General features: G+C 65.7%; 24 protein-coding genes. 21 read left to right on the forward strand and 3 right to left on the reverse strand.

All coding sequences use genetic code 11. The features are described 5' to 3' along the window. Positions 1 to 12: 12 nt before the first annotated feature. Both ROA7023_RS02595 and ROA7023_RS02600 read left to right on the forward strand, forming a co-directional pair. Positions 13 to 126 carry a 2-oxo acid dehydrogenase subunit E2 gene (locus ROA7023_RS02595; protein WP_234992007.1) on the forward strand — a complete coding sequence of 38 codons (114 nt, stop codon included), beginning with the start codon at positions 13 to 15 and terminating at the stop codon, positions 124 to 126. A 179-nt stretch (positions 127 to 305) separates the two neighbouring features. Beyond that, positions 306 to 1,352 (forward strand): LacI family DNA-binding transcriptional regulator, encoded by a 1,047-nt coding sequence (locus tag ROA7023_RS02600; RefSeq protein WP_085877452.1) that lies wholly within the window; start codon positions 306 to 308, stop codon positions 1,350 to 1,352. On the opposite strand, the gene ROA7023_RS02605 is transcribed toward ROA7023_RS02600, so the two are convergent. Beyond that, a complete protein-coding gene (locus ROA7023_RS02605; RefSeq protein WP_085877453.1) occupies positions 1,349 to 2,311 on the reverse strand; it encodes an amidohydrolase family protein in 963 nt (320 codons plus the stop codon). The two genes, ROA7023_RS02600 and ROA7023_RS02605, sit on opposite strands and share 4 nt — an antisense overlap. 308 nt (positions 2,312 to 2,619) lie before the next feature. Here ROA7023_RS02605 and ROA7023_RS02610 point away from each other — a divergent pair, with 308 nt between their 5' ends. The 15 genes from ROA7023_RS02610 to ROA7023_RS02680 all read left to right on the forward strand — a co-directional run bounded on the left by ROA7023_RS02610 (position 2,620) and on the right by ROA7023_RS02680 (position 18,644). Further along, on the forward strand, positions 2,620 to 4,215 hold the full coding sequence (locus ROA7023_RS02610) for an ABC transporter substrate-binding protein (RefSeq protein ID WP_159458426.1): 1,596 nt from the start codon (positions 2,620 to 2,622) through the stop codon (positions 4,213 to 4,215). Positions 4,216 to 4,299: 84 nt separating this feature from the next. After that, positions 4,300 to 5,313, forward strand: coding sequence for an ABC transporter permease (locus tag ROA7023_RS02615; RefSeq protein ID WP_085877455.1), 1,014 nt, complete (start codon positions 4,300 to 4,302; stop codon positions 5,311 to 5,313). Positions 5,314 to 5,316: 3 nt separating this feature from the next. After that, positions 5,317 to 6,234 (forward strand): ABC transporter permease, encoded by a 918-nt coding sequence (locus ROA7023_RS02620; protein WP_085877456.1) that lies wholly within the window; start codon positions 5,317 to 5,319, stop codon positions 6,232 to 6,234. Further along, entirely contained in the window at positions 6,234 to 7,532 is a 1,299-nt protein-coding gene (locus ROA7023_RS02625) for an ABC transporter ATP-binding protein (protein WP_085877457.1), read from the forward strand. Before ROA7023_RS02620 ends, ROA7023_RS02625 begins: the two co-directional genes overlap by 1 nt. Then, positions 7,529 to 8,818 (forward strand): ABC transporter ATP-binding protein, encoded by a 1,290-nt coding sequence (locus ROA7023_RS02630; protein ID WP_085877458.1) that lies wholly within the window; start codon positions 7,529 to 7,531, stop codon positions 8,816 to 8,818. Before ROA7023_RS02625 ends, ROA7023_RS02630 begins: the two co-directional genes overlap by 4 nt. Positions 8,819 to 8,885: 67 nt before the next feature. Continuing rightward, entirely contained in the window at positions 8,886 to 10,451 is a 1,566-nt protein-coding gene (gene glpD / locus ROA7023_RS02635; RefSeq protein WP_085877459.1) for a glycerol-3-phosphate dehydrogenase, read from the forward strand. A gap of 100 nt (positions 10,452 to 10,551) precedes the next feature. Then, positions 10,552 to 11,484 carry an ABC transporter ATP-binding protein gene (locus ROA7023_RS02640; protein WP_085877460.1) on the forward strand — a complete coding sequence of 311 codons (933 nt, stop codon included), beginning with the start codon at positions 10,552 to 10,554 and terminating at the stop codon, positions 11,482 to 11,484. Continuing rightward, complete coding sequence (locus tag ROA7023_RS02645) at positions 11,481 to 12,242, forward strand: ABC transporter permease (RefSeq protein ID WP_085877461.1); 762 nt, start codon at positions 11,481 to 11,483, stop codon at positions 12,240 to 12,242. The genes ROA7023_RS02640 and ROA7023_RS02645 overlap by 4 nt, the downstream gene beginning before the upstream one ends. Positions 12,243 to 12,316: 74 nt before the next feature. Then, a complete protein-coding gene (locus ROA7023_RS02650; protein WP_085877462.1) occupies positions 12,317 to 13,108 on the forward strand; it encodes a S49 family peptidase in 792 nt (263 codons plus the stop codon). Positions 13,109 to 13,276: 168 nt separating this feature from the next. Further along, positions 13,277 to 14,224 (forward strand): calcium/sodium antiporter, encoded by a 948-nt coding sequence (locus ROA7023_RS02655; protein WP_085877463.1) that lies wholly within the window; start codon positions 13,277 to 13,279, stop codon positions 14,222 to 14,224. Next, the gene (locus ROA7023_RS02660) at positions 14,221 to 15,003 is read left to right on the forward strand and encodes an SDR family oxidoreductase (protein ID WP_085877464.1); all 783 of its coding nucleotides are present in this window, start codon (positions 14,221 to 14,223) and stop codon (positions 15,001 to 15,003) included. Before ROA7023_RS02655 ends, ROA7023_RS02660 begins: the two co-directional genes overlap by 4 nt. A gap of 285 nt (positions 15,004 to 15,288) precedes the next feature. Beyond that, complete coding sequence (gene uvrC / locus ROA7023_RS02665; RefSeq protein ID WP_085877465.1) at positions 15,289 to 17,154, forward strand: excinuclease ABC subunit UvrC; 1,866 nt, start codon at positions 15,289 to 15,291, stop codon at positions 17,152 to 17,154. 139 nt (positions 17,155 to 17,293) lie between these two features. Beyond that, complete coding sequence (gene pgsA, locus ROA7023_RS02670; RefSeq protein ID WP_085877466.1) at positions 17,294 to 17,959, forward strand: CDP-diacylglycerol--glycerol-3-phosphate 3-phosphatidyltransferase; 666 nt, start codon at positions 17,294 to 17,296, stop codon at positions 17,957 to 17,959. After that, positions 17,956 to 18,204, forward strand: coding sequence for a molybdopterin converting factor subunit 1 (gene moaD / locus ROA7023_RS02675; protein ID WP_085877467.1), 249 nt, complete (start codon positions 17,956 to 17,958; stop codon positions 18,202 to 18,204). The genes pgsA and moaD overlap by 4 nt, the downstream gene beginning before the upstream one ends. Next, positions 18,204 to 18,644 carry a molybdenum cofactor biosynthesis protein MoaE gene (locus ROA7023_RS02680; protein ID WP_085877468.1) on the forward strand — a complete coding sequence of 147 codons (441 nt, stop codon included), beginning with the start codon at positions 18,204 to 18,206 and terminating at the stop codon, positions 18,642 to 18,644. The genes moaD and ROA7023_RS02680 overlap by 1 nt, the downstream gene beginning before the upstream one ends. An 81-nt stretch (positions 18,645 to 18,725) precedes the next feature. Here the strand turns inward: ROA7023_RS02680 and ROA7023_RS02685 are convergent, their stop codons facing one another. Beyond that, on the reverse strand, positions 18,726 to 19,292 hold the full coding sequence (locus tag ROA7023_RS02685) for a DNA-3-methyladenine glycosylase I (protein WP_085877469.1): 567 nt from the start codon (positions 19,290 to 19,292) through the stop codon (positions 18,726 to 18,728). 157 nt (positions 19,293 to 19,449) lie between these two features. Here ROA7023_RS02685 and ROA7023_RS02690 point away from each other — a divergent pair, with 157 nt between their 5' ends. The 4 genes from ROA7023_RS02690 to gcvA all read left to right on the forward strand — a co-directional run bounded on the left by ROA7023_RS02690 (position 19,450) and on the right by gcvA (position 23,619). Continuing rightward, complete coding sequence (locus ROA7023_RS02690; protein ID WP_085877470.1) at positions 19,450 to 20,247, forward strand: EAL domain-containing protein; 798 nt, start codon at positions 19,450 to 19,452, stop codon at positions 20,245 to 20,247. A gap of 153 nt (positions 20,248 to 20,400) precedes the next feature. Then, positions 20,401 to 21,573, forward strand: coding sequence for an acetyl-CoA C-acetyltransferase (locus ROA7023_RS02695; RefSeq protein ID WP_085877471.1), 1,173 nt, complete (start codon positions 20,401 to 20,403; stop codon positions 21,571 to 21,573). A gap of 72 nt (positions 21,574 to 21,645) precedes the next feature. Further along, positions 21,646 to 22,368: an acetoacetyl-CoA reductase gene (gene phbB / locus ROA7023_RS02700; RefSeq protein WP_085877472.1), complete on the forward strand. Its 723-nt coding sequence runs from the start codon at positions 21,646 to 21,648 to the stop codon at positions 22,366 to 22,368. Between the two features lie 324 nt (positions 22,369 to 22,692). After that, the gene (gene gcvA / locus ROA7023_RS02705) at positions 22,693 to 23,619 is read left to right on the forward strand and encodes a transcriptional regulator GcvA (protein WP_085877473.1); all 927 of its coding nucleotides are present in this window, start codon (positions 22,693 to 22,695) and stop codon (positions 23,617 to 23,619) included. A 19-nt stretch (positions 23,620 to 23,638) separates the two neighbouring features. On the opposite strand, the gene ROA7023_RS02710 is transcribed toward gcvA, so the two are convergent. Beyond that, entirely contained in the window at positions 23,639 to 23,806 is a 168-nt protein-coding gene (locus ROA7023_RS02710) for a YdcH family protein (protein ID WP_085877474.1), read from the reverse strand. Between the last annotated feature and the right edge of the window lie 88 nt (positions 23,807 to 23,894).

The raw sequence follows: 23,894 nt of genomic DNA on the forward strand, positions 1-23,894 counted from the left end.
GAACCCGTCCCGATGACACCCCTCGACCTCTCCTACGACCACAGGGCCCTCAACGGCGCAGACGCCGCAAAGTTCACAAAAAAACTCACACAACTCATACAAAAACCTGAAAGAATAATGGTCTGAGGGCAGCTGGCAATTCGGGCGCGACGGAGGCGAGCCGGTCCGCCCGACAGGGCCGGGCTGCGTCAGTTTTGCCGCTTCGCCCGGGGCAATGTGTCCGCCCGCCTTGTCTGCCCGGGGCCGACCCGCTACTCGCTTGGAGATTATTTTGTCGCGCGATTGATCTTGCAGAGGAATTTGGGATGCCTCGGGCCGTCACCTTGAAGGATATTGCGCGGGAAACCGGGGTCCATGTTTCCACCGTTTCCCGCGCGCTCGACCCGCGTGCGCGGGACAGCCTGACCGTCGAGGTGGTCAAGAAGGTCAACGAGACCGCCCAGCGGCTGGGATATCGGCCCAACCGGCTTGCGGCGGGGCTCCGGACCAAGCGGACGCGGACGGTCGGCCTGATCATCCCGGACATAACCAACCCGTTGTTCCCGCCCATCGTCCGGGGTGTCGAGAGCATTCTGGAACCCTTGGGCTATGTCTCGATCATCGTGAACACGGACGGCCGGCAGGACCGCGAGCGCTCGCAGATGCAGGTGCTTCTGGAACACGGCGTGGACGGGGTCGTCCATGCCGCGATGGAACGGGACGCCTCGCATTACACCGATCTGCAGGACCGCAACGTCCCGATCGTGACGGTGAACCGCCGGCTGGATGTCGACGGCCTGCCCTCGGTGGTCAACGACGATGCCGAGGGGATCCACGAGATGTTCCGCCTGCTCTACGAGGCCGGGCATCGCCGGATCGCCCATATCGCGGGCCCGCCCACGATCTCGACCGGGGTCGAGCGGCTCGCGGCCTTCCGCGAGGCGGCGAAGGCCTTCGGGGTGTCCGTGCCGGATGCCTATATCGTCGAGTCCGAGAAGTTCCTGTTCGAGGAAGGCCACCGCTGCGCGGCGAAGCTGATGGCGCTGGCGGATCCACCGACGGCCATCCTCGCGGCGAACGATGGCCTGGCCCTCGGCGCGATTCAGTTGTTGCGGGATCGCGGGCTGGGTTGCCCGGAGGATGTCTCGGTCACCGGGTTCAACAACAGCGACGTGTTGTCCCTCGTCCCGCCGGGTCTGACCACCGTGGGCGTCGACAAGACCGGTATCGGCAAGGCGAGCGCCACCTTGCTGATCAGCCGCATCGACAACCCGGAAGACCCCGAAACCCCGCACCTGGTGCAGCCGATCGAGGTGGTGATCCGTGGCAGCATCGCGCCGCCGCCACGGGCCGGCCGGCAAGATCCGCTCTAGTCCAGCCCGAGCAGCCTGCGGGCGTTGCCGGCGTAGATCTTGGCCTTGTCCTCGTCGGGCAAGGGGAAATTGTCGAACCAGGTGACGCCGTCCGCCGAGGCGATATAGGGATAGTCGACCGCGAACAGGATCCGATCGACGCCCAGCTCTTCGATGCTGCAGCGCAGGGCGCTGTCGGAGAACGCGCCGCTGGTGGTGATCCAGAAATTGTTGCGGAAGGTCTCGCCGAACCGGGTCGGCAGGTTGCCCTTGCGCGAGAACGATTCGTCCATGCGGACAAGCTGGAACGGAATGCCTTCGCCCAGGTGACCCAGCAGGATCTTGAGGTCCGGCATCTCGTCGAAAAGCCCGCTGAGGATCAGCCGAACGGCCTGCGTGCCCGCCTCGACGCCAAAGCCCCAGCCCGCGCGGGTCATCATGTGGTGGCTTTCGTCGTAGGGGGCGTAATAGCGCTCGGTCACGATCTTGTCGGGCAGGCTGGGGTGGATGTAGATCGGAACGCCCAGTCGCTCCGCGGCCGCGAAGATCGGGCGATACCGGGGCAGGTCGAGGAACTCTCCATGGTTCAGCCCGTGGATCATCGCGCCCTTCAGGCCCCGCTCTTGCACCGCGCGCTGCAATTCGTCGGCGGCGGCCTCGGGCAGGTTCGTCGGCAGCATGGCGAAGCCGTCGAAGCGGGCCGGCTCCCGTGCGATCACCGCGGCCAGCGCGTCGTTCACGTTGCGGCAGGCCTCGACGGCGACATCGTCGGGCAGGCGCTGGCTGCCCGGCGATTGGTGCGACAGGACCTGCTTGGCGATCCCGGCGGCATCCATCTGCGCGATGCGTCCTTCGAAGAAGTCGTAGAGCTTGTCGGACACGGCGGCCTGTGGCGCTGCGGCCTTGCCAAGATGCTGGGCCAGGCTGTGCTCCATGAAATGTTCTTCCACGGCGATGATGTCTCGGGTTGGTGCGGTCATGGTCTCACGGATCTCGCTTCTGCATCCGGCTTTTGGCCGGGTTTCGACATGTCTCGACAGCCGTATTGACAGTCTGACGAAAGGTTGCAATTGTTAGTTATGCAAACGTTTTCTGAATAACAATAGTTCTCGCGCTTGCGGAAGAGGATTTGGAAAACGCGTTGCCACGCGGCGAGAGGAACGCCGAGAGGTGTGTTGCGTGGATGCAGAAAAACCGACGATGTCCCGGGAGGATCACTGTGAAGACAGAAAATGGAATTCAGACTGTAGGCCTGACAGGAACGGCGGCCCTGACGGCCATTGGCCTGATGATGGCAGCCCCGGCCTGGGCGCAGGACCGTCAAACCATCGTGCATGGCGCCGATGAAGAGCCGGCGACGCTGGACCCGGCCGAGGTAGAGCCCGGCGAAGGCGGCGAGGCCATAATCTTTCAAGTCTACGAGCGGCTGCTGTCCGTCGGACCCGATTCGCCCGAATTGCTGCCCGCGCTGGCGACCACCGTGCCGACCATCGAGAACGGCCTGATCTCGGAGGACGGCCTGACATTCCGCTTTCCGCTGCGCGAAGGTGTGACCTTCCACGACGGGTCGCCCTTCACTGCGGATGACGTGAAATTCTCGTGGGACCGGGTGATTTCGCTCAGCCTGCCGGGGTCCGGTGCCGAGATCCTGTCCGACCGCGTGGTCGAGACCCGGGTGATCGACGACTACACCTTCGAGGTCGAGATCGCCGAGCCCGACGCGAGCTTCCTTTACTCCGCGGTCCTGCCGACGACGGCCTCGATCGTCAGCCAAGAGGCCGTGGAGGCCAATGGCGGCGATGCCGACGGCGAGCCGAACGAGTTCATGGCCGGCAACATGGTCGGCACCGGCCCCTATACCTTCGTCAGCTGGAACCGTACCGAGAACCTGACGCTTGAGGTCAACGAGGGCTATTGGGGGACGCCCGCAAACGACAACGTGCGCCTCGAGATGGGCGTCGACCCGGACGTGCGCGTGCTTGGCCTGCGCGCCGGAGAGTTCGACACGATCGAGACCGACCCCTCCTACATCGCCGATTTCGAGGGCATGGACGGCGTCGAGATCTACAGCGAGGGCCTGCTGCTGGAGCCCCTGCACATCGGCTTCAACATGAACGTGCCCGAAGGCGCGCTGCCCGAGGGCGACACGATCCCCGAGGATTTCTTTGCCGATGTCCGGATCCGTCAGGCCTTCAACTACGCCTTCAACTATGACGCGTTCATCAACGGTGCGCTGGCCGGCTTCGGCGAGGTGAACCCGCACTACGTGCCGATCGGTGTTTTCGGCTATGACCCCGAGGCGCCCCGCTACGACACCCAGGACCTGGCCAAGGCCGAGGAACTGTTCCGCGAGACGGGCTATTGGGACAGCGGTTTCACCGCCACGGTGATCGTCGAATCGGGGTCCCTGTTCGAAATCCAGGCGCTGATCCTCAAGGATTCGATCGAGGGGCTGAACCCGGACCTGCGGATCAACGTGCTGGGCGTCGCCGAGGCCGTCTTTGACGAGGCGCTGGCCCAAAGCCCGCTCAACTACGCCATGTGGGCCAAGAACGGCGACCCCGCGGCCGATCCCATCGACTACCTGCAGACCTATTCCCATCCCGATGGCGAATGGGGCGAGGTCCACGGCTTCCGCAGCGGCTACGGCGACCCGGACGCGATCGCGGACCTGATCGACGCGGCTGCGGTGGAGTTGGACCGCACCGCCCGGGCCGGGATGATCAGCGAGCTTCAGACGCTGCTCTACGAGGATCCGATGTGGCTGATCGGGGCGCAGGAAGGTGTCGTCACCGCCTATCGCGACCGGATCGAGGGGATGGTGATCCAGCCGCTGTGGCCGCGGCCCAGCATCAACTTCGCGATCCTCGACAAGACGAACTGATCCTGTCGACACTTGAAATCCGGGCCGGGGCGCGACTGTCCCCGGCCCGACCGTTTTCTCAATCCGCCATCCGCCGGAGACAGCATGCAACTGCGCGACTACGTTATCCGACGCCTGATCCTTCTGCCGTTCCTGATCATCGGCGTCTCGATCATCGTCTTTTCCCTGACCCGGATCGCGGGGTCGCCCATCGGGGTCTACCTCTCGCACGAGATGTCGGCCGCCGAGGTGGCGCAGCTTGAAGAACGCTTTCACCTGAACGACCCGCTCTGGACGCAGTATTTCTACTGGGTCAAGGGCGTGTTCCAGGGTGATTTCGGCTGGTCCGGGGTGGCTTCGGCGGCCGTGGCCGACGTGTTCCCGGCCAAGCTGGCCGCGACGATGGAGCTATCGCTGTTCTCCGCCTTCGTGGCGGTGGTTCTGGGCCTCTGGCTGGGGACATTCGCCGGCTCGCGCCGCAACCAGTGGCAAGACCATGTGACCCGCGTGGTCGCCGTCAGCGGGGCGAGCCTGCCGCTGTTCTGGTTCGGCATCCTGCTGTTGATCGTGTTCTGGGCGAACCTGGGCTGGTTCCCCGTGGGCCGCAGCGACGCCGACATCTGGGCCAGCATCAACCATCCGACGGGCTTCTATATCATCGACGCGATCCTCGCCGGAAGCCTGACCGCGCTTTGGGACGCGATCTGGCACCTGATCCTGCCCGCGCTGACCCTTGGCTTCGGCGCGGTGGCGATCATCACCCGGATGATGCGCTCGGCGCTGGTCGAGGAGCTTCAGCAGGATTACGTCGACGCCGCCCGCGCCAAGGGCCTGCCCGAGCGGCTGGTCCTGAGGCGCCACGCAAGGCGCAACGCGCTGGTGCCCACGGTGACCGTGATCGGCCTGACGCTCGCCTTCCTGATGCAGGGCGCGATCGCCGCCGAGATCATCTTTCGCTGGCCGGGCCTCGGCCGCTGGATGGCCTCGGCCGTCGTGCGCGGCGATCAGGCGACAATCATGACCTATGTCCTGTTCACCAGCGTGCTGTTCCTGCTGACCAACCTCATCGTGGATATCATCTATGCCAAGCTGGACCCGCGCGTCCGGTTGGGGGACTGAGCCATGAGCGTGACTGACCCCAACGCCGCGCCGATGCGCGAAACCGCCTTCTCCGTCCGGACGCGCCGCTGGCGCGAGCTGTCGGCGACGATCCTGTCGAACCCGACGACGGTGATCGGCCTTGTAATCATCGTCGCCCTGCTGGCCATGGCGGTCTTTGCGCCCTGGCTGGCCTCGCCGAACACGCCCGATCCCTACCAGATGCCCCGCGACTGGGGCGCCGTGCGGATGCCGCCGGGCACGCCGGGGCATGTCCTCGGCACCACCAACCAGGGCGGCGACGTTTTCTACGGCGTCGTCTGGGGCAGCCGCACCTCGCTGCAATTGTCGATCGTGGTGGTGTCGGTCACCGTCTGCATCGGCATCGCCATCGGCAGCATCGCCGGCCTCGTGGGGGGCTGGGTCGACGAGGCGCTGATGCGGATCGTCGACGTCTTCCTGTCGATCCCCGAGCTGATCTTCGCGTTGGCGGTGGCCGCGATCCTGGGCCCGTCCTTCAGCAACATCATCCTGTCGCTGTGCATCGTGTTCTGGGTGAAATACGCCCGGATCATGCGGGCGCAGATCATCCTGGTCCGTCAGGCCGACTACGTGAAGGCCGCGACGGTCATCGGCGACAGCAAGTTCAACATCTTCCGCCGCGACATCCTGCCGAACGCGGTGACGCCGATCGCCGTGCAGGCGACGCTCGACATGGGCAATATCGTGCTGGTGGGGGCGACGCTGTCGTTCATCGGCCTGTCCGAATCCGGCATCGCCGAATGGGGCGTGCTGGTGTCCGAAGGGCAGGCGGGCATCGCCTCGGGCCGCTGGTGGGCCTCGACCTTTCCGGGGCTGATGATCTTTCTCTGGGCGCTCGCCTTCAACCTCGTCGGTGACGGGTTGCGCGACGCCCTCGACCCCAGAACGGAGGGCCGCTGATGACCAGTATCGAGACCCCGACCGAGAACCCGACCCGTCCCGCCATCGCCCGCGTGCAGGGGCTCAAGGTGCATTTTGCGTCCAAGAAGGGCCCGGTCCACGCGGTGGACGGCGTCGATTTCGACATCGCCGACGGCGAGATGCTGGGCCTGGTGGGCGAGACCGGCTGCGGCAAGTCCGTCACCGGCCGCGCCTTCCTCGGCCTGATCCCGCAGCCCCCCGCGCGGATCGCGGGCGGCAGGATTCTGTTCCGGCCCCGGCGCCGCGAGGACACCTCCGAGGATACGCCGGAGTTCCGGCCCTGCCCGACCTGCAAGGGCGCCGACATCGTCTGTGCCACCTGCAACGGCAGCGGCTACGACACGCTCGACCTGCTGGCGGTCAAGCCGCGCACGATGCGGGCCATCAGGGGCCGCCGGATCGCGATGATCTTCCAGGATCCGGGCAAGGCGCTCAATCCGATCCTGACCATCGGCGACCAGCTGGCAGAGGTCTTCCTGCAGCACGCCAGCGCCGACCTGCTGGCCGATATCGGCGGCACCGGCGACATGGGCGGGCTTGCCGCCGGCGCCGTGGGCCGGGCCGCGCGGCAGGAAAGCGGGCGCCTTGACGGCATCCTCAGCCGGGTGCCGCCGGTCAGGGGCCACCTGCGCCGGCTTCGGGCCGCGCTCGAGGACCGCATCGCGGCGGCGCTGGCCGAGACCCAGATTTCGAACCCCCGCCGGGTGATCCGCAGCTACCCGCACGAGCTGTCGGGCGGGATGCGCCAGCGGGTGATGATCGCCCAGGCGCTGGCCTGCGATCCGGACCTGATCATCGCCGATGAGCCGACGACCGCGCTCGACGTGACGATCCAGGCCAAGATCATGGAGCTGATCAAGATGCTCCAGGAAAAGCGCAAGACCAGCGTGCTCTACATCAGCCACGACCTGTCGCTGGTGCGCCGCACCTGCGACCGGGTGGTGGTGATGTATGCCGGCCGGGTGGCCGAAGTGGGCGGCGTGCGCGAGGTCTTTGCCGCGCCGCGCCACCCCTACACCCGGGGCCTGCTCGACGCGATCCCGCGCAGCGGCGAGACGCGGGGCGTGCTCGCCTCGATCCCCGGCACGGTGCCGGAGCTGGTCTCGCCCCCGCCCGGCTGTCGCTTCGCAGACCGTTGCGTCCATGTGATGCCGGAATGCACCCGGGTCAATCCGACGCTGCAACCGCTGACGCCGGATCAATCCGTCAGCTGCTTTCTCGCCCATCCCCCCGCGCCCGGGGCGGCGCACAAGGAACCGGAGCTGCAAGAGACATGAACGTGAAAGTCGACACCGACGGGACTGTCGCCCACCAGGACGACGCGGGCGATGTGCTTCTCAGCGTCCGGAACCTGCGGAAGTATTTCCCGATCAAGGATGGCGTTCTGCAGAACGTCGTCGGCCACGTGAAGGCCGTCGACGGGGTCAGCTTCGACATCCGGCGCGGCGAGACCGTGGGCCTCGTCGGCGAAAGCGGCTGCGGCAAGAGCACCCTGTCGGGCTGTGTCAGCGGGCTGACCGACCCGACCGGGGGCAGCGTGCATTTCAACACGCGCGGCCGCGGCTCGGCCCATGGCCCGCTGGACGAGGGCGACCGGATCGACCGGATGGATCGCGCGACCTTCGCCAAGTACCGGCGCAACGTCCAGATGGTTTTCCAGGACAATTTCGCCTCGCTCAACCCGCGCCAGCTGGTGGTCGATATCGTCGGCCGGCCGCTGCGGGTCCATGGCATCGCCTCGGGCACCGCGCTTCAGGAAAAGGTGGTGGAGCTGCTGGAGCAGGTGGGCCTCGGCCGCCAGCATCTCTATCGCTACCCGCACCAGTTCTCGGGCGGGCAGCGGCAGCGCATCTCGATCGCGCGGGCCCTGGCGCTCGACCCCGAGCTGATCGTGCTGGACGAGCCGACCAGTGCGCTCGACGTCTCGGTCCAGGCGCAAATCCTGAACCTTCTCAATGATTTGCAGGCAGAGCGGCACCTTGCCTACCTGTTCATCACCCACGACCTGTCGGTGGTGCGGCACATGGCCGACCGGACGATCACCATGTATCTGGGCAAGGTCGTCGAGGAGGGGCCGACCCAGGACCTGTTCGAGACGCCCGAGCACCCCTATACCAAGGTCCTGCTGGCGGCGAAGCCGGACCTCGACGACGATCCAGACGTGCCGATCCAGACGCTTGCGGGCTCCATCCCCGATCCGGCCCGCCCACCGAGCGGCTGCCGTTTTCACACCCGCTGCCCGGTGGCGACCTCGACCTGCGGCTGGGAAATCGACGATATCGTGCGTGAGCTGGAGACCCGCGAGGATCTTTTCGACAAGCTGGTGGGGGTCGACCGCAAGAGCGACCTCGAAGCGACGCTGACCTTTTCCGACAGCGCCGCGGCCCATGCGGTCTGGGAGGCGATCCGCTCCGACAGCGTGCCCGAGACCATGCGCGACGCGATCGAAACGCTCGACGTGCGGGATGGTGCGCTGATGGTCCGGTTCGCTAAGCCCTCGGCAATCGAGCTGCGGGAGGTCGGAACCGGCCACCGGGCGGCCTGCATCCTCGCGGGGGAGTGATCCGGGTGCCTTTCATGCTTCGGAGGTCTGTGGCATCAAAGGTGCTTCACAGACGGTTGGAGGCACCATGCCAGCGGACGACGAGACGATCCACGATCTTTTCATCATCGGCGGCGGCATCAACGGCTGCGGCATTGCGCGGGACGCGACCGGACGTGGGCTGACCGTTGCGCTGGCGGAAATGAACGACCTCGCGTCGGCGACCTCGTCGGCCTCGACCAAGCTGTTCCATGGCGGGCTGCGGTATCTGGAATATTTCGAGGTCCGGCTGGTTCGGGAATCCCTGATCGAGCGCGAGACGCTTCTGCGGGCGATGCCGCATATCTCGTGGCCGATGCGCTTCGTGCTGCCCTATCACAAGGACATGCGGTTCGAGGGCACGACCCCCACGTCGCGCATCCTCAACACCGTGATGCCCTGGATGAAGGGCCGCCGCCCGGCCTGGCTGATCCGCTTTGGCCTGCTGCTTTATGACAACCTCGGCGGGCGCAAGATCCTGCCGCCGACCCGCACCCTGATGCTGAAGAACCGCCCCGAGGGCGCCCCGCTGAAGGACCGTTTCCAGAAGGCGTTCGAATATTCCGACTGCTGGGTCGAGGATGCCCGGCTGGTGGTGCTGAACGCCCGCGACGCCGCCCGGCGCGGCGCCCAGGTCATGACCCGCACCAAGGTGCTGAGCGCGACCCGCCAGGCCGACGTCTGGGTGATCGAGACCGAGGGGCCCGAGGGCAATGCCACCCACAAGGCGAGGATGCTGGTCAATGCGGGCGGTCCCTGGGTCGGCGACATCATCCAGACCAAGGTGCGCAGCAACAGCAAGGAGGGCGTCCGCCTCGTGCGGGGCAGTCACATCGTCACCAAGCGGCTCTACGATCACGACAAGTGCTATTTCTTTCAGGGCGAGGACGGGCGGATCATGTTCGCGATCCCCTACGAGACCGATTTCACCCTGATCGGCACCACCGATGCCGAACACCACGATCCCGACAAGCGGCCCGTCTGCACGCCCGAAGAGCAGAGCTACATGATCGACTTCGTGAACCATTACTTCAAGCAGGACATCACCCTGGACGACATCGTTTGGAGCTATTCCGGGGTCCGCCCGCTCTATGACGACGGCGCCTCCAGCGCGACGGCGGCCACGCGGGATTACACGATCAAGGTCGAGGAAGACGGCGGTGCGCCGGTGCTCAACATCTTCGGCGGCAAGATCACCACCTATCGCCGGCTGGCGGAGAGCGCGATGAAGAAGATCGCGCCGTTCTTCCCCCAGACCGGAGAGCCCTGGACCGCCGGCGTGGCGCTGCCCGGCGGCGATTTCGGCGTGAAGGAGGTCGACAGCCTGATCGCGCGCTTGTCGGACGATTACCCCTTCCTGACGCCGTTCTGGGCGCGGCGGCTGATCCGCGCCTACGGGACCGAGGCCTGGGCCGTGCTCGACGACGCCAAGGAGGCTGCCGATCTCGGCGAGGATTTCGGCGCGACCCTGACGGCGCGGGAAATCACCTGGCTGATGACCGAGGAATGGGCCCGGCGGGCCGAGGACGTGGTTTGGCGGCGTAACAAGATGGGCCTGCGGCTGAGCGCCGAGCAGATCGCGCATCTGGACGACTGGATGCAGAAGGCGGCCTGATCCCACGCGGGACGGTGCGCTGACGGCGGGGGGCCTGCGGGTGGACAACCTCCCGCAGCCGACCTAGGTCCGGATCGAAACGAAAGAGGCCTGCCCAGCCATGTGCGCCAAACCCATCGTCTCCGTCCAGAACCTGGTCAAGAGCTACGACTCGGGCTTCACCGCCCTCAAGAACGTGTCGCTCGACATCGAGGAAGGTGAGATCATCGCCCTGCTCGGGCCGAATGGTGCGGGCAAGACAACCCTGATTTCAACGATTTGCGGCATCATCGTGCCGACCTCGGGCTCCGTGACGGTCGGCGGCCACGACACGCTGGCGGAGTATCGCGCGGCCCGCAAGATGATTGGCCTCGTGCCGCAGGAAGTGAACCTGGAGCCGTTCGAGAAGGTCATCAACACGGTCCGCTTCTCGCGCGGGCTCTTCGGGATGGGGCGGGACGACGCCTATCTCGACCGGCTGCTCGGGCAGCTGTCGCTGAGCGACAAGCGCGACCAGAAGATCCTCACCCTGTCCGGCGGGATGAAGCGGCGCGTGCTGATCGCGAAGGCCCTGTCGCACCAGCCCAAGGTCCTGTTCCTCGACGAGCCGACCGCCGGTGTCGATGTCGAGCTGCGCAAGGACATGTGGGAGATCATCGCCGATCTGAAGAAGAACGGCACGACGATCATCCTGACGACGCATTACATCGAAGAGGCCGAGGCGATCGCCGACCGGATCGGCGTGATCAACAAGGGCGAAATCCTGCTGGTCGAGGAGAAATCCGCGCTGATGGCCCGCATGGGCCGCAAGCAATTGCGCATCGAGCTGTCCGCGCCGATCGACACCGTGCCCGAGGCGCTCGCCGCCCGGGGGCTGGAACGGGCGCCGGATGGCCGTGCGCTGATCTTCACCTACGATACACGGGCCGAACGGACCGGGATCACCTCGCTGCTGAACGAGGTGCAAAAGGCCGGGCTGCAGATGTCCGATCTTCAGACCCGGCAATCCTCGCTCGAGGAAATCTTCGTCGACCTCGTGAAGGAACCGTCATGAACCTCCATGCCACCCGCGCGATCTACGTCTTCGAGATGGCGCGTTTCTATCGCTCGCTGCTGCAAAGCTTCGTATCACCGGTGATCTCCACATCGCTTTACTTCGTGGTGTTCGGCGCGGCCATCGGCAGCCGGATCAACGAGGTCGAGGGGGTCAGCTACGGCGCCTTCATCGTGCCCGGCCTGATCATGCTGTCGATCATGACCCAGGCGACGACGAACGCGAGCTTCGGCATCTATTTCCCGAAGTTCATCGGGACGATCTACGAACACCTCTCGGCGCCTGCCAGTTTCCTGGAAATCACCCTGGGCTACGTCGGGGCGGCGGCGACCAAGGCGCTGTTCATCGGCGTGGTGATCCTGGGCACGGCGGCGCTGTTCGTCGATATCCAGATCCAGAACTGGTTCGCAATGGCCTCCTTCATGGTGTTGACCTGTGTAAGTTTTTCGCTGCTGGGCTTCATCGTCGGCATATGGGCGCGCAACTTCGAGCAGCTTCAGATGATCCCGCTGCTGATCATCACGCCGCTCGTGTTCCTTGGGGGGTCGTTCTACTCGGTCTCCATGCTGCCGCCGGCCTGGCAGACGATCGCGCTGTTCAACCCGGTGGTCTACCTGATCTCGGGGTTCCGGTGGTCGTTCTTCGGGATGGCCGATGTGCCCGTGGGCCTCAGCCTGCTGGCGATCGCGGCCTTCACCGGGCTTTGCATGGCGGCGATCTGGTGGATATTCCGCACCGGTTGGCGGCTGCGCGAGTGACGCAGGGGCAACGCAGAGCAAGCAGCGGTGTCCCGCCCTTGTTGCCCCCCCCTGCGCAGCCTATGTGACTGATCATGAACAGGCTCAATCCTTTCGTTCCCTCGCCCCCCAGGGTGTCTGTCGTGCGCCTCTCGGGCGCCATCGGTGTCGGGGGCCGCGGCCTTGACGATGCAAGCGTCGCCCCGGTGCTGGAAAAGGCCTTTCGCGGCAAACCCAAGGCGGTCGCGCTCCAGATCAGCTCTCCGGGCGGATCGCCTGTCCAGAGTTCCCTGATCGGGGCACGGATCCGCCGCCTGTCCGAAGAGAAATCCGTCCCGGTCATCGCCTTTGTGGAGGATGTGGCGGCCTCGGGCGGCTATTGGCTGGCGGCCGCGGCCGACGAGATCTTCGTCGATCCGTCGTCCATTGTCGGCTCGATCGGCGTGATTTCGGCCGGCTTCGGGTTGCAGGAGCTCTTGGAGAGATACGGGATCGAACGGCGGGTGCACACCGCCGGCAAATCCAAGAGCTTCATGGACCCGTTCCGCCCCGAAAAACCCGAGGACATCTCGCGTCTCGAAGGGCTGCTGGAGCAGATCCACGAGGCGTTCATCGGCCATGTGAAAGAGCGCCGCAGCGGACGGCTGGACGAGAGTGCGGAGCTTTTTACCGGCGAGATCTGGGTCGGGCACAAGGCCGTCGAAGTGGGTCTTGCCGATGGCGTGGGCCATCTCGTTCCGATGATGAAGGCGCGGTTCGGCGCCAAGGTCACGTTCCGCAAGTATGGTCCGCGCAAGTCGCTGTTCCAGCGTGTGGGGGCCACGGTGGCCGGGGGCGCCATCGCCGAACTGGAAGATCGAGCCGCGTTCGGAAGGTTCGGTCTCTGACGTGATCCTGAAGGCCGTCATACTTTTCCTCGTGGGCATGGGTGTTCTCGGCATGTTCGGCAAGCTGCGTCTTCCGGGCTTGCCCCGGCGTCTGTCGTCCGGGAAATGCCGCGCCTGCGGTCGGCCACGGATCGGCACGGAGCCCTGCCCCTGCGGGAAGGATCGCGCATGATCATGGACTGGCTTTATGTCGGGCTGGGGCTGATCTTGCTGCTTCTGGCCGGGGACAGCCTGGTGAAGGGCGCGGTGAACCTCGCGCTGCGGCTGGGCATCCCGGCGCTGATCGTGTCGCTGACCATCGTGGCCTTCGGCACCTCGGCGCCCGAATTGCTGATCTCGGTGCAGGCGATCATCGACGGCGTGCCGAGGATAGCACTCGGCAACGTGGTCGGATCCAACACCGCGAACATCCTGCTGGTGCTGGGGATTCCGGCGCTGCTGGCAACCATGCACACCTCGGAATGCGACACGCGGGTGAGCTATGTCCAGATGCTGGCGGCGTCGGTGCTGTTCGTCGCGCTGTGCTACCTGGGCCCGATCACCTGGGTCGACGGGCTGATCCTGCTGGGGGCGCTGTTGGCGATGCTGATCCATGCTGCACTGTCCGCGAAACGCCATCGCGAGGGCGTCGTGGTCGACGAGTCGGCGCTCGAAGGCGTGGACCCGGACATGGGCTGGCCGCGCATCGCGCTGTTCCTGGCCCTGGGCCTCGTCGGCCTGCCGCTGGGCGCGAACCTGCTGGTGGACGGCTCGATCAATATCGCCCGCGATTTCGGCGTGTCCGAGACCGTCATCGGCCTGACGCTGATCGCCATCGGCACGTCGCTGCCGGAACTGGCGACAACGGTCATGGCCGCGCTGCGCCGGCAGGCGGACGTGGCGCTTGGCAATGTCATCGGCTCCAACATGTTCAACCTGCTGGGGATCATCGGTGTGGCGGCGCTGGTCGGCCCGATCCCGGTCGAGGCGCGGTTCCTCAGCTCGGATCTCTGGATCATGCTGGCCGCATCGCTGCTTTTGATCCCCTTCGTGTTCATGCGGGTCGATATCGGCCGGATGGTCGGCGTGATCTTCACCATGCTCTATCTTGGCTACATGGTCGTGGTGCTCGGATGAGGCGGGCGTTGGTCACCGGGGCCGGCAAGCGGCTGGGACGCGCGATGGCGCTCTACCTGGGCGAGCGCGGGTTCGACGTGGCCGTCCACTACGCCGGCTCAAAAGACGCTGCCGAGGAGGTGGCCGCCCTGATCCGCGACATGGGGCGCAACGCGGCCACCCTGCAGGCGGATCTGACGGTCGAGGACGAGATGCAGGGCCTTGTCCCGGCGGCGATCGAGGCGCTCGGCGGGCCGATCACATGCCTGGTCAACAATGCCTCGATCTTCGAGCATGACACGATCCGCAACGGCACCCGCGACAGCTGGGACAAGCACATCGAAAGCAACCTGCGCGCCCCGGTCGTGCTGACCCAGTCCATGGCCGCGCAGCTGCCCGACCCGATCGACGACGAGACCGGAGAGCCGCGCGCTCCGGGGCTGGTGCTCAACATGATCGACCAGAAAGTGCGCAAGCTCACCCCCGAACACATGAGCTATACCATCGCCAAGATGGGGCTCTGGGCCTTTACCCGCACCGCGGCGCAGGCCCTTGGCCCGAAATGCCGGGTCAACGCCATCGGCCCGGGGCCGACGCTTCAGGGGGCCCGCCAGCCTGACGCAAACTTCGCCGGCCAGCGCGCCGCCACGATCCTCGAGCGCGGCTCCAACCCGTCCGACATCTGCGCCGCGCTGGGCTATTTCCTCGACGCGCCGGCGGTGACCGGGCAGATTCTCTGCGTCGACGGCGGGCAGCATCTGATCTGGCAAACCCCCGACGAAATGGGCGCAGGCGACTGACGCGGCGGAACTTGTGCACGGCGGAAAAGCTGCGTCACAAAACATTCATCAATTGTTGTGCAGATTCAGATGCTTGTCCGTTTCCTGAAAAATAAACATAAAAAACAATGGCTTGAAAAATTGCCGAAATTCTGTGCGATGTCACGAAACCGCGAGAATACAACGAGAAATTCCGCGCCAAAGAAGTTCTCCCCCAGACTTATCCCCAGATTCAGTGGATAGCTTAACACTTGTGACCGTCGCTCTATCATTGCAGCGGACACCGAGAATCATGAAACGTTGCGCATGACCGACGACACGACCGAAAGCCTCACGGGGCACGCCTGCATCCAGTCCTATCTGCGGACGCTGGACGGGTCTCCGGGCGTCTACCGGATGCTGGATGCCGAGAGCCGGGTGCTCTACGTCGGCAAGGCCCGCAACCTCCGGGCGCGGGTCTCGAACTATGCGCGGCCCGCGGGCCATTCGCCCCGGATCTCGCGGATGATCCGCGAGACGGCGTCGATGATGTTCCTGACCACGCGGACCGAGACCGAGGCGCTGCTGCTGGAGCAGAACCTCATCAAGCAGCTGAAGCCGCGCTACAACGTGCTGCTGCGCGACGACAAGTCCTTTCCGAACATCCTCGTGGCCAAGGATCACGCCTTTCCGCAGATCAAGAAGCACCGGGGCGCAAAGAAGGAAAAGGGCGACTATTACGGCCCCTTCGCCAGCGCCGGCGCGGTCAACCGGACGCTGAACCAGTTGCAGCGGGTCTTTCTGCTGCGCAACTGCACCGATTCCACCTTCGAGAGCCGGACGCGGCCCTGTCTTCTCTACCAGATCAAGCGGTGCAGCGCGCCCTGCGTGGGCTACATCTCGGATGCCGAGTACGGCGGGCTGGTGCGGGATGCGGAACGTTTCCTGTCTGGCCGCACGACGAAGGTTCAGGAGCAGCTGGCCACCGAGATGCAGCAGGCCTCGGATTCAATGGAGTTCGAGCGGGCAGCGGCGCTGCGCGACCGGATCCGGGCGCTGACGCAGGTGCAGTCGGCGCAGGGGATCAACCCGCAATCCACCGCCGAGGCGGACGTTGTCGCGCTGCATGTGGACGGAGGACAGGCCTGCGTTCAGGTGTTCTTCATCCGGTCGAACCAGAACTGGGGCAACCACGATTACTACCCCCGGATCAGCGGCGACGAGGATGCCGCCGAGATCATGGAGGCCTTCGTCGGCCAGTTCTATTCGAACCGCGAGCCGCCGCGGCAGCTGTTGCTGTCGCACGGGCTCGACAATACCGATCTGATGGCCGCGGCGCTGGCCGAGAAGCGCGGCGGCAAGGTGGAGCTCACCGTGCCCCAGCGCGGTGAGAAGGCGGAGCTTGTCAGCTCTGCCATGCGCAACGCCCGCGAGAGCCTCGGCCGGAAGATGGCCGAGACCGCGACCCAGGGCCGCCTGTTGCGGGGGCTGGCGGAGGCGTTCGACCTCGACGCGCCGCCGGAGCGGATCGAGATCTACGACAACTCCCATATCCAGGGCGCGTTCGCCGTGGGCGCGATGGTGGTGGCCGGCCCCGAGGGGCTGGAGAAGAACCAGTATCGCAAGTTCAACATCAAGGGCGACGAGCTGACCCCCGGCGACGATTTCGGGATGATGAAGGAGGTCTTGACGCGACGCTTCAAGCGGCTGCTGAAAGAGGACCCCGACCGGCAATCGGGGACCTGGCCGGACCTTCTGCTGATCGACGGCGGCGCCGGACAGGTGTCGGCGGTGCACGAGATCATGGCCGAGCTCGGGGTCGAGGACATTCCGATGATCGGGGTGGCCAAGGGCATCGACCGGGACCTTGGCAAGGAAGAGTTCCACCGGACCGGCGCGCGCCCCATGGCCCTGCAGCGCAACGACCCGGTGCTGTATTTCATCCAGCGTCTGCGGGACGAGGCGCACCGTTTTGCCATCGGCACCCACAGGGCGAAACGGGCCAAATCGGTCAGCGCCACGCCGCTGGACGACGTGCCCGGGGTCGGGGCCGGGCGGAAGCGGGCGCTTCTGGCGCATTTCGGCTCTGCCAAGGCGGTGTCGCGGGCGAATCTGGCGGATCTGAAGGCGGTCGACGGGATCTCGGAAGGTCTGGCGGAAAAGATCTACGCGTTCTTTCACGAGGCGGGCTGAGCCTTTCGGCGGGCGTTGGCGCGAGCTGGGGAGGGCGGATGCCTCCGGCCGGAGTTTTTTTGCCAAGATGAAGGGGCGGGCCCAAGGAAGCGGGTGAGTATCCCTTTCAGCGGGAGGGGGAATGGACTAGATCTGACCCATGCGTTGGACCCTGCCGAATATCCTGACCATTCTCCGGCTGCTCGCGGCGCCGGGCGTGGCCGTCATGTTTCTTTATTTCAACCGGCCGGGGGCGGATTGGTTCGCCCTGATCCTGTTCGGCAGCGCCGCGGCGACGGACTGGATCGACGGCCGGCTGGCGCGGGCCTGGGGGCTGGAGACGCGGTTCGGCGCGGCGATGGATCCGATCGCGGACAAGGCGATGGTGCTGATCGCGTTGGCGGTTATCCTTGGCTATTCCAACATGTCGCCCTGGATCGTCTTGCCGGCCACCCTGATCATCTTCCGCGAGGTCTTCGTGTCGGGGCTGCGGGAATTCATCGGTCCGGGCAAGGCGACCCTGAAGGTCACTTCCCTCGCCAAGTGGAAGACAACCGTTCAGATGGTCGCCATTGCCGTGCTGTTTTCGCAAGGCATCTTCCTGCATCACCTGATCGACCGGACCGTGGGCATGTCCGATGAGCTGGTGATCGGCGTCCTGTCCGGGACCGTGCCAGACGAGGTCGGTCTGCGCGGGCTTGAGGCGGCGCATCTGTGGTCGGGGCGCGTCGGCGTCGGGCTGTTGTGGATCGCGGCCGTGCTGACGCTGGTGACCGGGTGGGATTACCTGCGCAAGGCGCTGCCGTATCTGAAGGAGCCGAAATGATCGATGTCGTCTATTTCGCCTGGGTGCGCGAGCGCATCGGCCTGCCCAGGGAACGGCTGGAGACCGAGGCGCGGACGGTGGCCGAACTGGTGGAGGAGCTGAAGGCCCGCGAAGAGCGCTATGCCATGGCCTTTGCCGATGTGAGCGCCCTGCGCGTCGCCCTGAACCAGCAGCTGACCGATTTCGACGCGCCCTTGGCCGATGCCCGCGAGGTCGCGTTCTTTCCGCCGATGACGGGGGGCTGATGCGGGTCCGGGTGCAGGAGGACGCCTTCGATCCGGGCGAGGAGCTGTCGGCATTCACCGCAGAGGCCGAGGGGGCGGGCGCTGTCGTCAGCTTCACCGGCGTCACGCGGAATATCGCCGGCCGGTTGTGCCACATGGAGATCGAGCATTACCCCGGCATGACCGAGCGGGCGCTGGGTGACATCCGGGTGGACGCCATCGCTCGATTCGATCTGACCGCGGCGTGGATCATCCACCGCTACGGCCGGCTCGCCCCGGGCGCCCCGATCATGATGGTCCTGACCGCCGCCCCGCATCGCGCCGATGCCTTTGCCGGGGCCGAATACCTCATGGACTACCTGAAATCGCGCGCGCCCTTCTGGAAGAAGGAGGTCACGGAGGCGGGTGAGAGCTGGGTCGCCGCGACCGAGGCCGACGAACAGGCGCTCGATCGCTGGTAGGGGCTTGCCGTGGCCTGATCTCCGTCAGAACTCCACACGTCCCGGGGAAGCGGAAGACTGCCGCCGGTTTCAGCCCTGCAATCAGCCCATCCTGGCCACTTCGGCGCAGCGCGGACAGTTGGCCAGGTGGTCGTTCACCAGCCCGCAGGCCTGCATCCAGGCATAGACGATGGTCGGCCCGCAGAATTTGAACCCGGCCTTCTTGAGGTCCTTCGAGAAACGCGTGGACACCTCGGTCGCCGCCGGAACCTCCTGCATCGAGGCCGGCGCGTTCTGCACCGGCTGGCCGCCGACGTAGCTCCAGCAGAGGTCGGCGAAGGGCTGCGCCCCGCCGAGTGCGAGGTAGGCGCGGGCGTTGCCGATGGTCGCCTCGATCTTGCCGCGGTGGCGGATGATGCCCGGATCGGCGAGACAGCGCAGCACCTCGGCCTCGCCCCAGTCCGCGATGGCTTCGGGCCGGAACCCGTTGAAGGCCGTACGGAAATTCTCGCGTTTCTTCAGGATCGTAATCCAGCTCAGACCGGCCTGGAAGCCGTCGAGGATCAGCTTTTCCCACAGGGCGCGGCCGTCCCGTTCCGGGACGCCCCATTCGGTGTCGTGATAGGCGATGTAGATCGGATCGCTACCGGCCCAGGCGCAGCGGGTCATGGGGTCTATGTCCTTTGCTTCGTGATGACGGCGGCAGGCCCGGCCGCGCGGCTCCGTCGTTGTGGGGCCGCACGGGGGATGTCGTTATCATTTGACCTGTTTACTGAAGATTAGGCGCGATCGGTGCAAGGTGCCAGCAACGCCTGGGACCGACAGCATGGTAGCATTCGACAATACGCCAAAAGCCCGAGAGGTGCAGGACCCGCTGGAATACGCGGTGGCGTCCCGCGACCACGATGCCCCCCGGCTTGTCCGGGAGGCCTTGTCCGCCGGACGGTGCCTCCTTGCGTTCCAGCCGGTGGCGCGCCGGGATGGGGGGATTGCCTTCTACGAAGGGCTGATCCGGATCAAGGACGAGGCCGGGCGCATCCTGCCCGCACGGACCTTCGTGTCCGACGTGGAGGATACCGAGCTTGGCCGCGACCTCGACACCGCGTCCCTGTCGCTCGGATTCGAGATGCTGCGCAACAATCCGGGCCTGCGACTGTCGATCAACGTCTCGGCCCGGTCGCTGGGTGACAGTGCCTGGCGGGCCGTGCTGAACGAGAACATCGACCGCAACACTTTCCTGGAAGAGCGGCTGATCCTCGAGATCGGGGCCGGCTCCGCGATGATGCTGCCCGAAGTGGTCGCGCGGTTCATGAAGGAACTGCAGCCGCTCGGGGTCGCCTTCGCGCTCGACGATTTCGGGGCCGGTCTCACGTCATTCCGGAACCTGCGGTCGTTCTACTTCGACCTGGTCAAGATCGACCGGTTCTTCGTCTCGGGGGTGGCCGACGACCCCGACAACCAGGTGATGGTGGGCGCCTTGCTGTCCATCGCGCATCAATTCGACATGTTCGCCGTCGCCACCGGGGTCGAACGCCGTGTCGATGCGGAATGGCTGGCAGCCGCCGGCGTGGATTGCCTTCAAGGCTTCCACACAGGCGTTCCGAGGTTTTCCCTGTTGAGATAGCCGCCATTTGCGCCGGTCCATTGGCCCGGTTCGCCGCCTATGGGCGTTGCGTCATGGGGGCGCAGCGACTACCACGGTGTCAATTGGCGGGCAGGCGCCAACACTCAGGCCCCCCACCCGTCAGAACTGACTGGACCCGAGAAGGAGTCATTAATGACCAACGTCGTCATCGCATCCGCCGCCCGAACTGCCGTGGGCTCGTTTGGGGGAGGCTTTGCCACCACGCCCGCCCATGACCTTGGTGCCGCCGTGCTGGAGGCCGTCGTGGCCCGCGCCGGCGTGGACAAGAGCGAAATCTCCGAAACGATCCTGGGCCAGGTGCTGACCGCGGCCCAGGGCCAGAACCCGGCGCGCCAGGCGCATATCAATGCGGGCCTGCCGAAGGAAAGCGCGGCCTGGGGCATCAACCAGGTTTGCGGCTCGGGCCTGCGGGCCGTCGCGCTGGGCGCACAGCACATCATGCTTGGCGACGCCTCGATCGTCGCCGCTGGCGGGCAGGAGAACATGTCGCTGTCGGCCCATGCCGCGAACCTGCGGGCCGGCCAGAAGATGGGCGACATGAACTTCATCGACACCATGATCAAGGACGGTCTTTGGGATGCCTTCAACGGCTACCACATGGGCCAGACCGCCGAGAATGTCGCAGAGCAATGGCAGATCAGCCGGGACCAGCAGGACGAATTCGCGATGGCCTCGCAGAACAAGGCCGAAGCGGCGCAGAAGGCCGGCAAGTTCGACGACGAGGTGATCGCCTTCACGATCAAGACCCGCAAGGGGGACATCGTCGTCGACAAGGACGAATACATTCGCTACGGCGCGACGATGGAGGGCATGCAGAAGCTGCGCCCCGCCTTCACCCGTGACGGCACCGTGACCGCGGCCAACGCCTCGGGGATCAACGATGGCGCAGCGGCGACGCTGCTGATGTCCGCCGACGAGGCCGAAAAGCGCGGGATCGAGCCGCTGGGCCGGATCGCGTCCTACGCGACCGCCGGGCTCGACCCGTCGATCATGGGGGTCGGGCCGATCCATGCATCCCGTAAGGCGCTGGAAAAGGCCGGCTGGAAGGTCGAGGATCTTGATCTGGTCGAGGCGAACGAGGCCTTTGCGGCCCAGGCCTGCGCTGTCAACAAGGACATGGGCTGGGACCCGGCGATCGTGAACGTCAACGGCGGCGCAATCGCGATCGGCCACCCGATCGGCGCCTCCGGAGCACGCGTGCTCAACACCCTGCTGTTCGAGATGAAGCGCCGCGGCGCCAAGAAGGGCCTGGCCACGCTCTGCATCGGCGGCGGCATGGGCGTGGCGCTCTGCGTCGAGCGCTGAGCCGAGGGACAAGGGCAGGGGGCGCGGTCGACGCGCCTCCACCAGCAAGGACTATCCAGGAGGAGAAAACACATGGGACGAGTCGCACTGGTCACCGGCGGAAGCCGTGGCATCGGCGCAGCCATTTCGAAGGCGCTCAAGGCCGAAGGCTACGAGGTCGCCGCCACATATGCCGGCAACACGGAGAAGGCCGCCGCCTTTACCGATGAAACCGGGATCAAGACATACAAGTGGAACGTCGCTGATTACGACGAATCGAAAGCGGGAATCGCTCAGGTGGAGGCCGACCTCGGCCCCGTCGACATCGTCGTGGCGAACGCGGGCATCACCCGCGACGCGCCGTTTCACAAGATGTCGCCCGAGCAGTGGAAAGAGGTGATCGACACCAACCTGACCGGCGTCTTCAACACCGTCCACCCGATCTGGCCCGGCATGAGAGAGCGCAAGTTCGGCCGGGTGATCGTCATCTCTTCGATCAACGGGCAGAAGGGCCAGTTCGGCCAGGTCAACTACGCCGCGACCAAGGCGGGGGACCTGGGCATCGTCAAGTCGTTGGCCCAGGAAGGTGCGCGCGCCGGCATCACCGCCAACGCGATTTGCCCGGGCTACATCGCGACCGAGATGGTGATGGCCGTGCCAGAGGCCGTGCGCGAGAAGATCGTGGGCATGATCCCGGCGGGCCGTCTCGGCGAGCCGGAAGAGATCGCGCGGATCGTGACATTCCTCGCCTCAGATGACGCCAGCTTCATCAACGGCTCCACGATCTCGGCCAACGGGGCACAATTCTTCGCCTGAACGACTGGCGGCGCTGAACGGGGGGCCGGCCTTGCGCCGGCCCTTTTCCTGTTTTTGGGCTGGTCGGTTGGTGCCTATGGGCCCAGCCGGCCACGGGTCAGCGGCGCCCGAACAGCCAGCGCAGCCCGGTGCGCAGCGCCTGCCCCCGGGCTGCGTGAGCGTGATCCATGGCGCGGCTTGTGCTGGCGTCGGGGCGGGTTTCAAACATCATGTCGGGGCCTCCATCGGCAAGATCAGTCAACGTCTGTCACTGAACATGGGATTTTCCGTGCCTGCCGACAAACGAGACTTTCCATGGGTTCACATAAGTAATACTTAAGTGGTATGTCCGACGCCCTGCCGCCTCTCACAGCGTTGCGCGCCTTTGACGCTGCCGCCCGGCACATGTCCTTCGCACAGGCAGCGGAAGAGCTGAACGTGACCCCGGCCGCGCTGTCGTTCCAGATCAAGAGCCTGGAACAGCACCTTGGCCGCCCGGTCTTTCGCCGCTTGAACCGTGCCGTGGAACTGACGGAGGCCGGCCGCGCCCTCGCCCCCGGGGCCCGCGACGGGTTCGCCTCGCTGCGCACGGCGTGGCGCACGGCGCGGCGGCTGTCCGATACCCGGACCCTGGTCGTCACGGCAGGGCCGGGCTTCACCTCGAAATGGCTTGCCCCGCGGCTGTTCCTGTTCGTGACCGAGAACCCGGATATCGAGCTGCGTCTCTCCGCGTCGTTGCGTGTGATGGATTTCGAACAGGACGAGGTCGACCTGGCCATCCGGTTCGGACAATCCGTCGACGATGGGCTGTTTTCGCGCACGATCATCGAGGAATGGATGACCCCCATGGTCGCGCCCCACCTGGCCGAGGGCCTCTCCAGCCCGGAGGATCTTCTGTCGCTTCCGCTGCTGCACCAGGATGACACGGCGTTCCTGACCCCGCGCCGGGACTGGCCGACCTGGCTGAAGGCCGCGGGTCTCGACGCGCCCGAGGCTGCGGGCACCCACTTCAGCCAGGCGGATCACGCGGTAAACGCCGCGCTCGCCGGGGCGGGGGCGTTGCTGGGCCGGGTGTCGATGACGGAAAAGCATCTGCGCGAGGGGCGGCTTGTCATGCCGTTCCCCCTCACGCTTTGGGCCAATGCGGCCTATCGGATCGTGTGCCCGGTGGGCAACGAGAGACGTCCACAGGTATCCTCCTTCATCGACTGGGTCGAGCGGGAGGTCGTGGCGATCAGGGACCTCGCGACCGGGCGTCACTTCCCGGAATAAGCGCGAGGGTCGTCCCGGGTCAGCCGACGCTGAGCCGGGAAATCTCTTCCTTGAGTTGCAGCTTCTGCTTCTTCAGGTGAGCGATTTCGAGATCGTCGGTCGCCGGGCTACGCTGAGCCGCTTCAACGGCGTCCGAGAGGTTTTGGTGCTTCTTCCTCAGTTCCTGCAGGTGCGAACTCAGGCTCATAAGGCGTCTCCTCTCAAATATGTATCTGTCGTAGGACAAGTGCATCACAGATTGCCGGACCTGTCACGCTGCACGGCAGCAAGGGCCC

It is taken from the genome of Roseisalinus antarcticus, assembly GCF_900172355.1.
GTDB lineage: Bacteria > Pseudomonadota > Alphaproteobacteria > Rhodobacterales > Rhodobacteraceae > Oceanicola > Oceanicola antarcticus_A.

Excerpts from the sequence above, each read along its gene's own strand:
- ROA7023_RS02680 (WP_085877468.1), top strand. The coding sequence starts at position 18,204 with ATGCGGGTCCGGGTGCAGGAGGACGCCTTCGATCCGGGCGAGGAGCTG.
- ROA7023_RS02625 (WP_085877457.1), top strand. The coding sequence starts at position 6,234 with ATGACCAGTATCGAGACCCCGACCGAGAACCCGACCCGTCCCGCCATC.
- pgsA (WP_085877466.1), top strand. The coding sequence starts at position 17,294 with ATGCGTTGGACCCTGCCGAATATCCTGACCATTCTCCGGCTGCTCGCG.
- ROA7023_RS02615 (WP_085877455.1), top strand. The coding sequence starts at position 4,300 with ATGCAACTGCGCGACTACGTTATCCGACGCCTGATCCTTCTGCCGTTC.
- moaD (WP_085877467.1), top strand. The coding sequence starts at position 17,956 with ATGATCGATGTCGTCTATTTCGCCTGGGTGCGCGAGCGCATCGGCCTG.
- ROA7023_RS02660 (WP_085877464.1), top strand. The coding sequence starts at position 14,221 with ATGAGGCGGGCGTTGGTCACCGGGGCCGGCAAGCGGCTGGGACGCGCG.
- uvrC (WP_085877465.1), top strand. The coding sequence starts at position 15,289 with ATGACCGACGACACGACCGAAAGCCTCACGGGGCACGCCTGCATCCAG.
- ROA7023_RS02610 (WP_159458426.1), top strand. The coding sequence starts at position 2,620 with ATGATGGCAGCCCCGGCCTGGGCGCAGGACCGTCAAACCATCGTGCAT.
- ROA7023_RS02600 (WP_085877452.1), top strand. The coding sequence starts at position 306 with ATGCCTCGGGCCGTCACCTTGAAGGATATTGCGCGGGAAACCGGGGTC.
- ROA7023_RS02620 (WP_085877456.1), top strand. The coding sequence starts at position 5,317 with ATGAGCGTGACTGACCCCAACGCCGCGCCGATGCGCGAAACCGCCTTC.
- glpD (WP_085877459.1), top strand. The coding sequence starts at position 8,886 with ATGCCAGCGGACGACGAGACGATCCACGATCTTTTCATCATCGGCGGC.
- ROA7023_RS02690 (WP_085877470.1), top strand. The coding sequence starts at position 19,450 with ATGGTAGCATTCGACAATACGCCAAAAGCCCGAGAGGTGCAGGACCCG.
- ROA7023_RS02595 (WP_234992007.1), top strand. The coding sequence starts at position 13 with ATGACACCCCTCGACCTCTCCTACGACCACAGGGCCCTCAACGGCGCA.
- ROA7023_RS02655 (WP_085877463.1), top strand. The coding sequence starts at position 13,277 with ATGATCATGGACTGGCTTTATGTCGGGCTGGGGCTGATCTTGCTGCTT.
- ROA7023_RS02695 (WP_085877471.1), top strand. The coding sequence starts at position 20,401 with ATGACCAACGTCGTCATCGCATCCGCCGCCCGAACTGCCGTGGGCTCG.
- ROA7023_RS02710 (WP_085877474.1), bottom strand. The coding sequence starts at position 23,806 with ATGAGCCTGAGTTCGCACCTGCAGGAACTGAGGAAGAAGCACCAAAAC.
- ROA7023_RS02650 (WP_085877462.1), top strand. The coding sequence starts at position 12,317 with ATGAACAGGCTCAATCCTTTCGTTCCCTCGCCCCCCAGGGTGTCTGTC.
- phbB (WP_085877472.1), top strand. The coding sequence starts at position 21,646 with ATGGGACGAGTCGCACTGGTCACCGGCGGAAGCCGTGGCATCGGCGCA.
- gcvA (WP_085877473.1), top strand. The coding sequence starts at position 22,693 with ATGTCCGACGCCCTGCCGCCTCTCACAGCGTTGCGCGCCTTTGACGCT.
- ROA7023_RS02640 (WP_085877460.1), top strand. The coding sequence starts at position 10,552 with ATGTGCGCCAAACCCATCGTCTCCGTCCAGAACCTGGTCAAGAGCTAC.
- ROA7023_RS02685 (WP_085877469.1), bottom strand. The coding sequence starts at position 19,292 with ATGACCCGCTGCGCCTGGGCCGGTAGCGATCCGATCTACATCGCCTAT.
- ROA7023_RS02630 (WP_085877458.1), top strand. The coding sequence starts at position 7,529 with ATGAACGTGAAAGTCGACACCGACGGGACTGTCGCCCACCAGGACGAC.
- ROA7023_RS02645 (WP_085877461.1), top strand. The coding sequence starts at position 11,481 with ATGAACCTCCATGCCACCCGCGCGATCTACGTCTTCGAGATGGCGCGT.
- ROA7023_RS02605 (WP_085877453.1), bottom strand. The coding sequence starts at position 2,311 with ATGACCGCACCAACCCGAGACATCATCGCCGTGGAAGAACATTTCATG.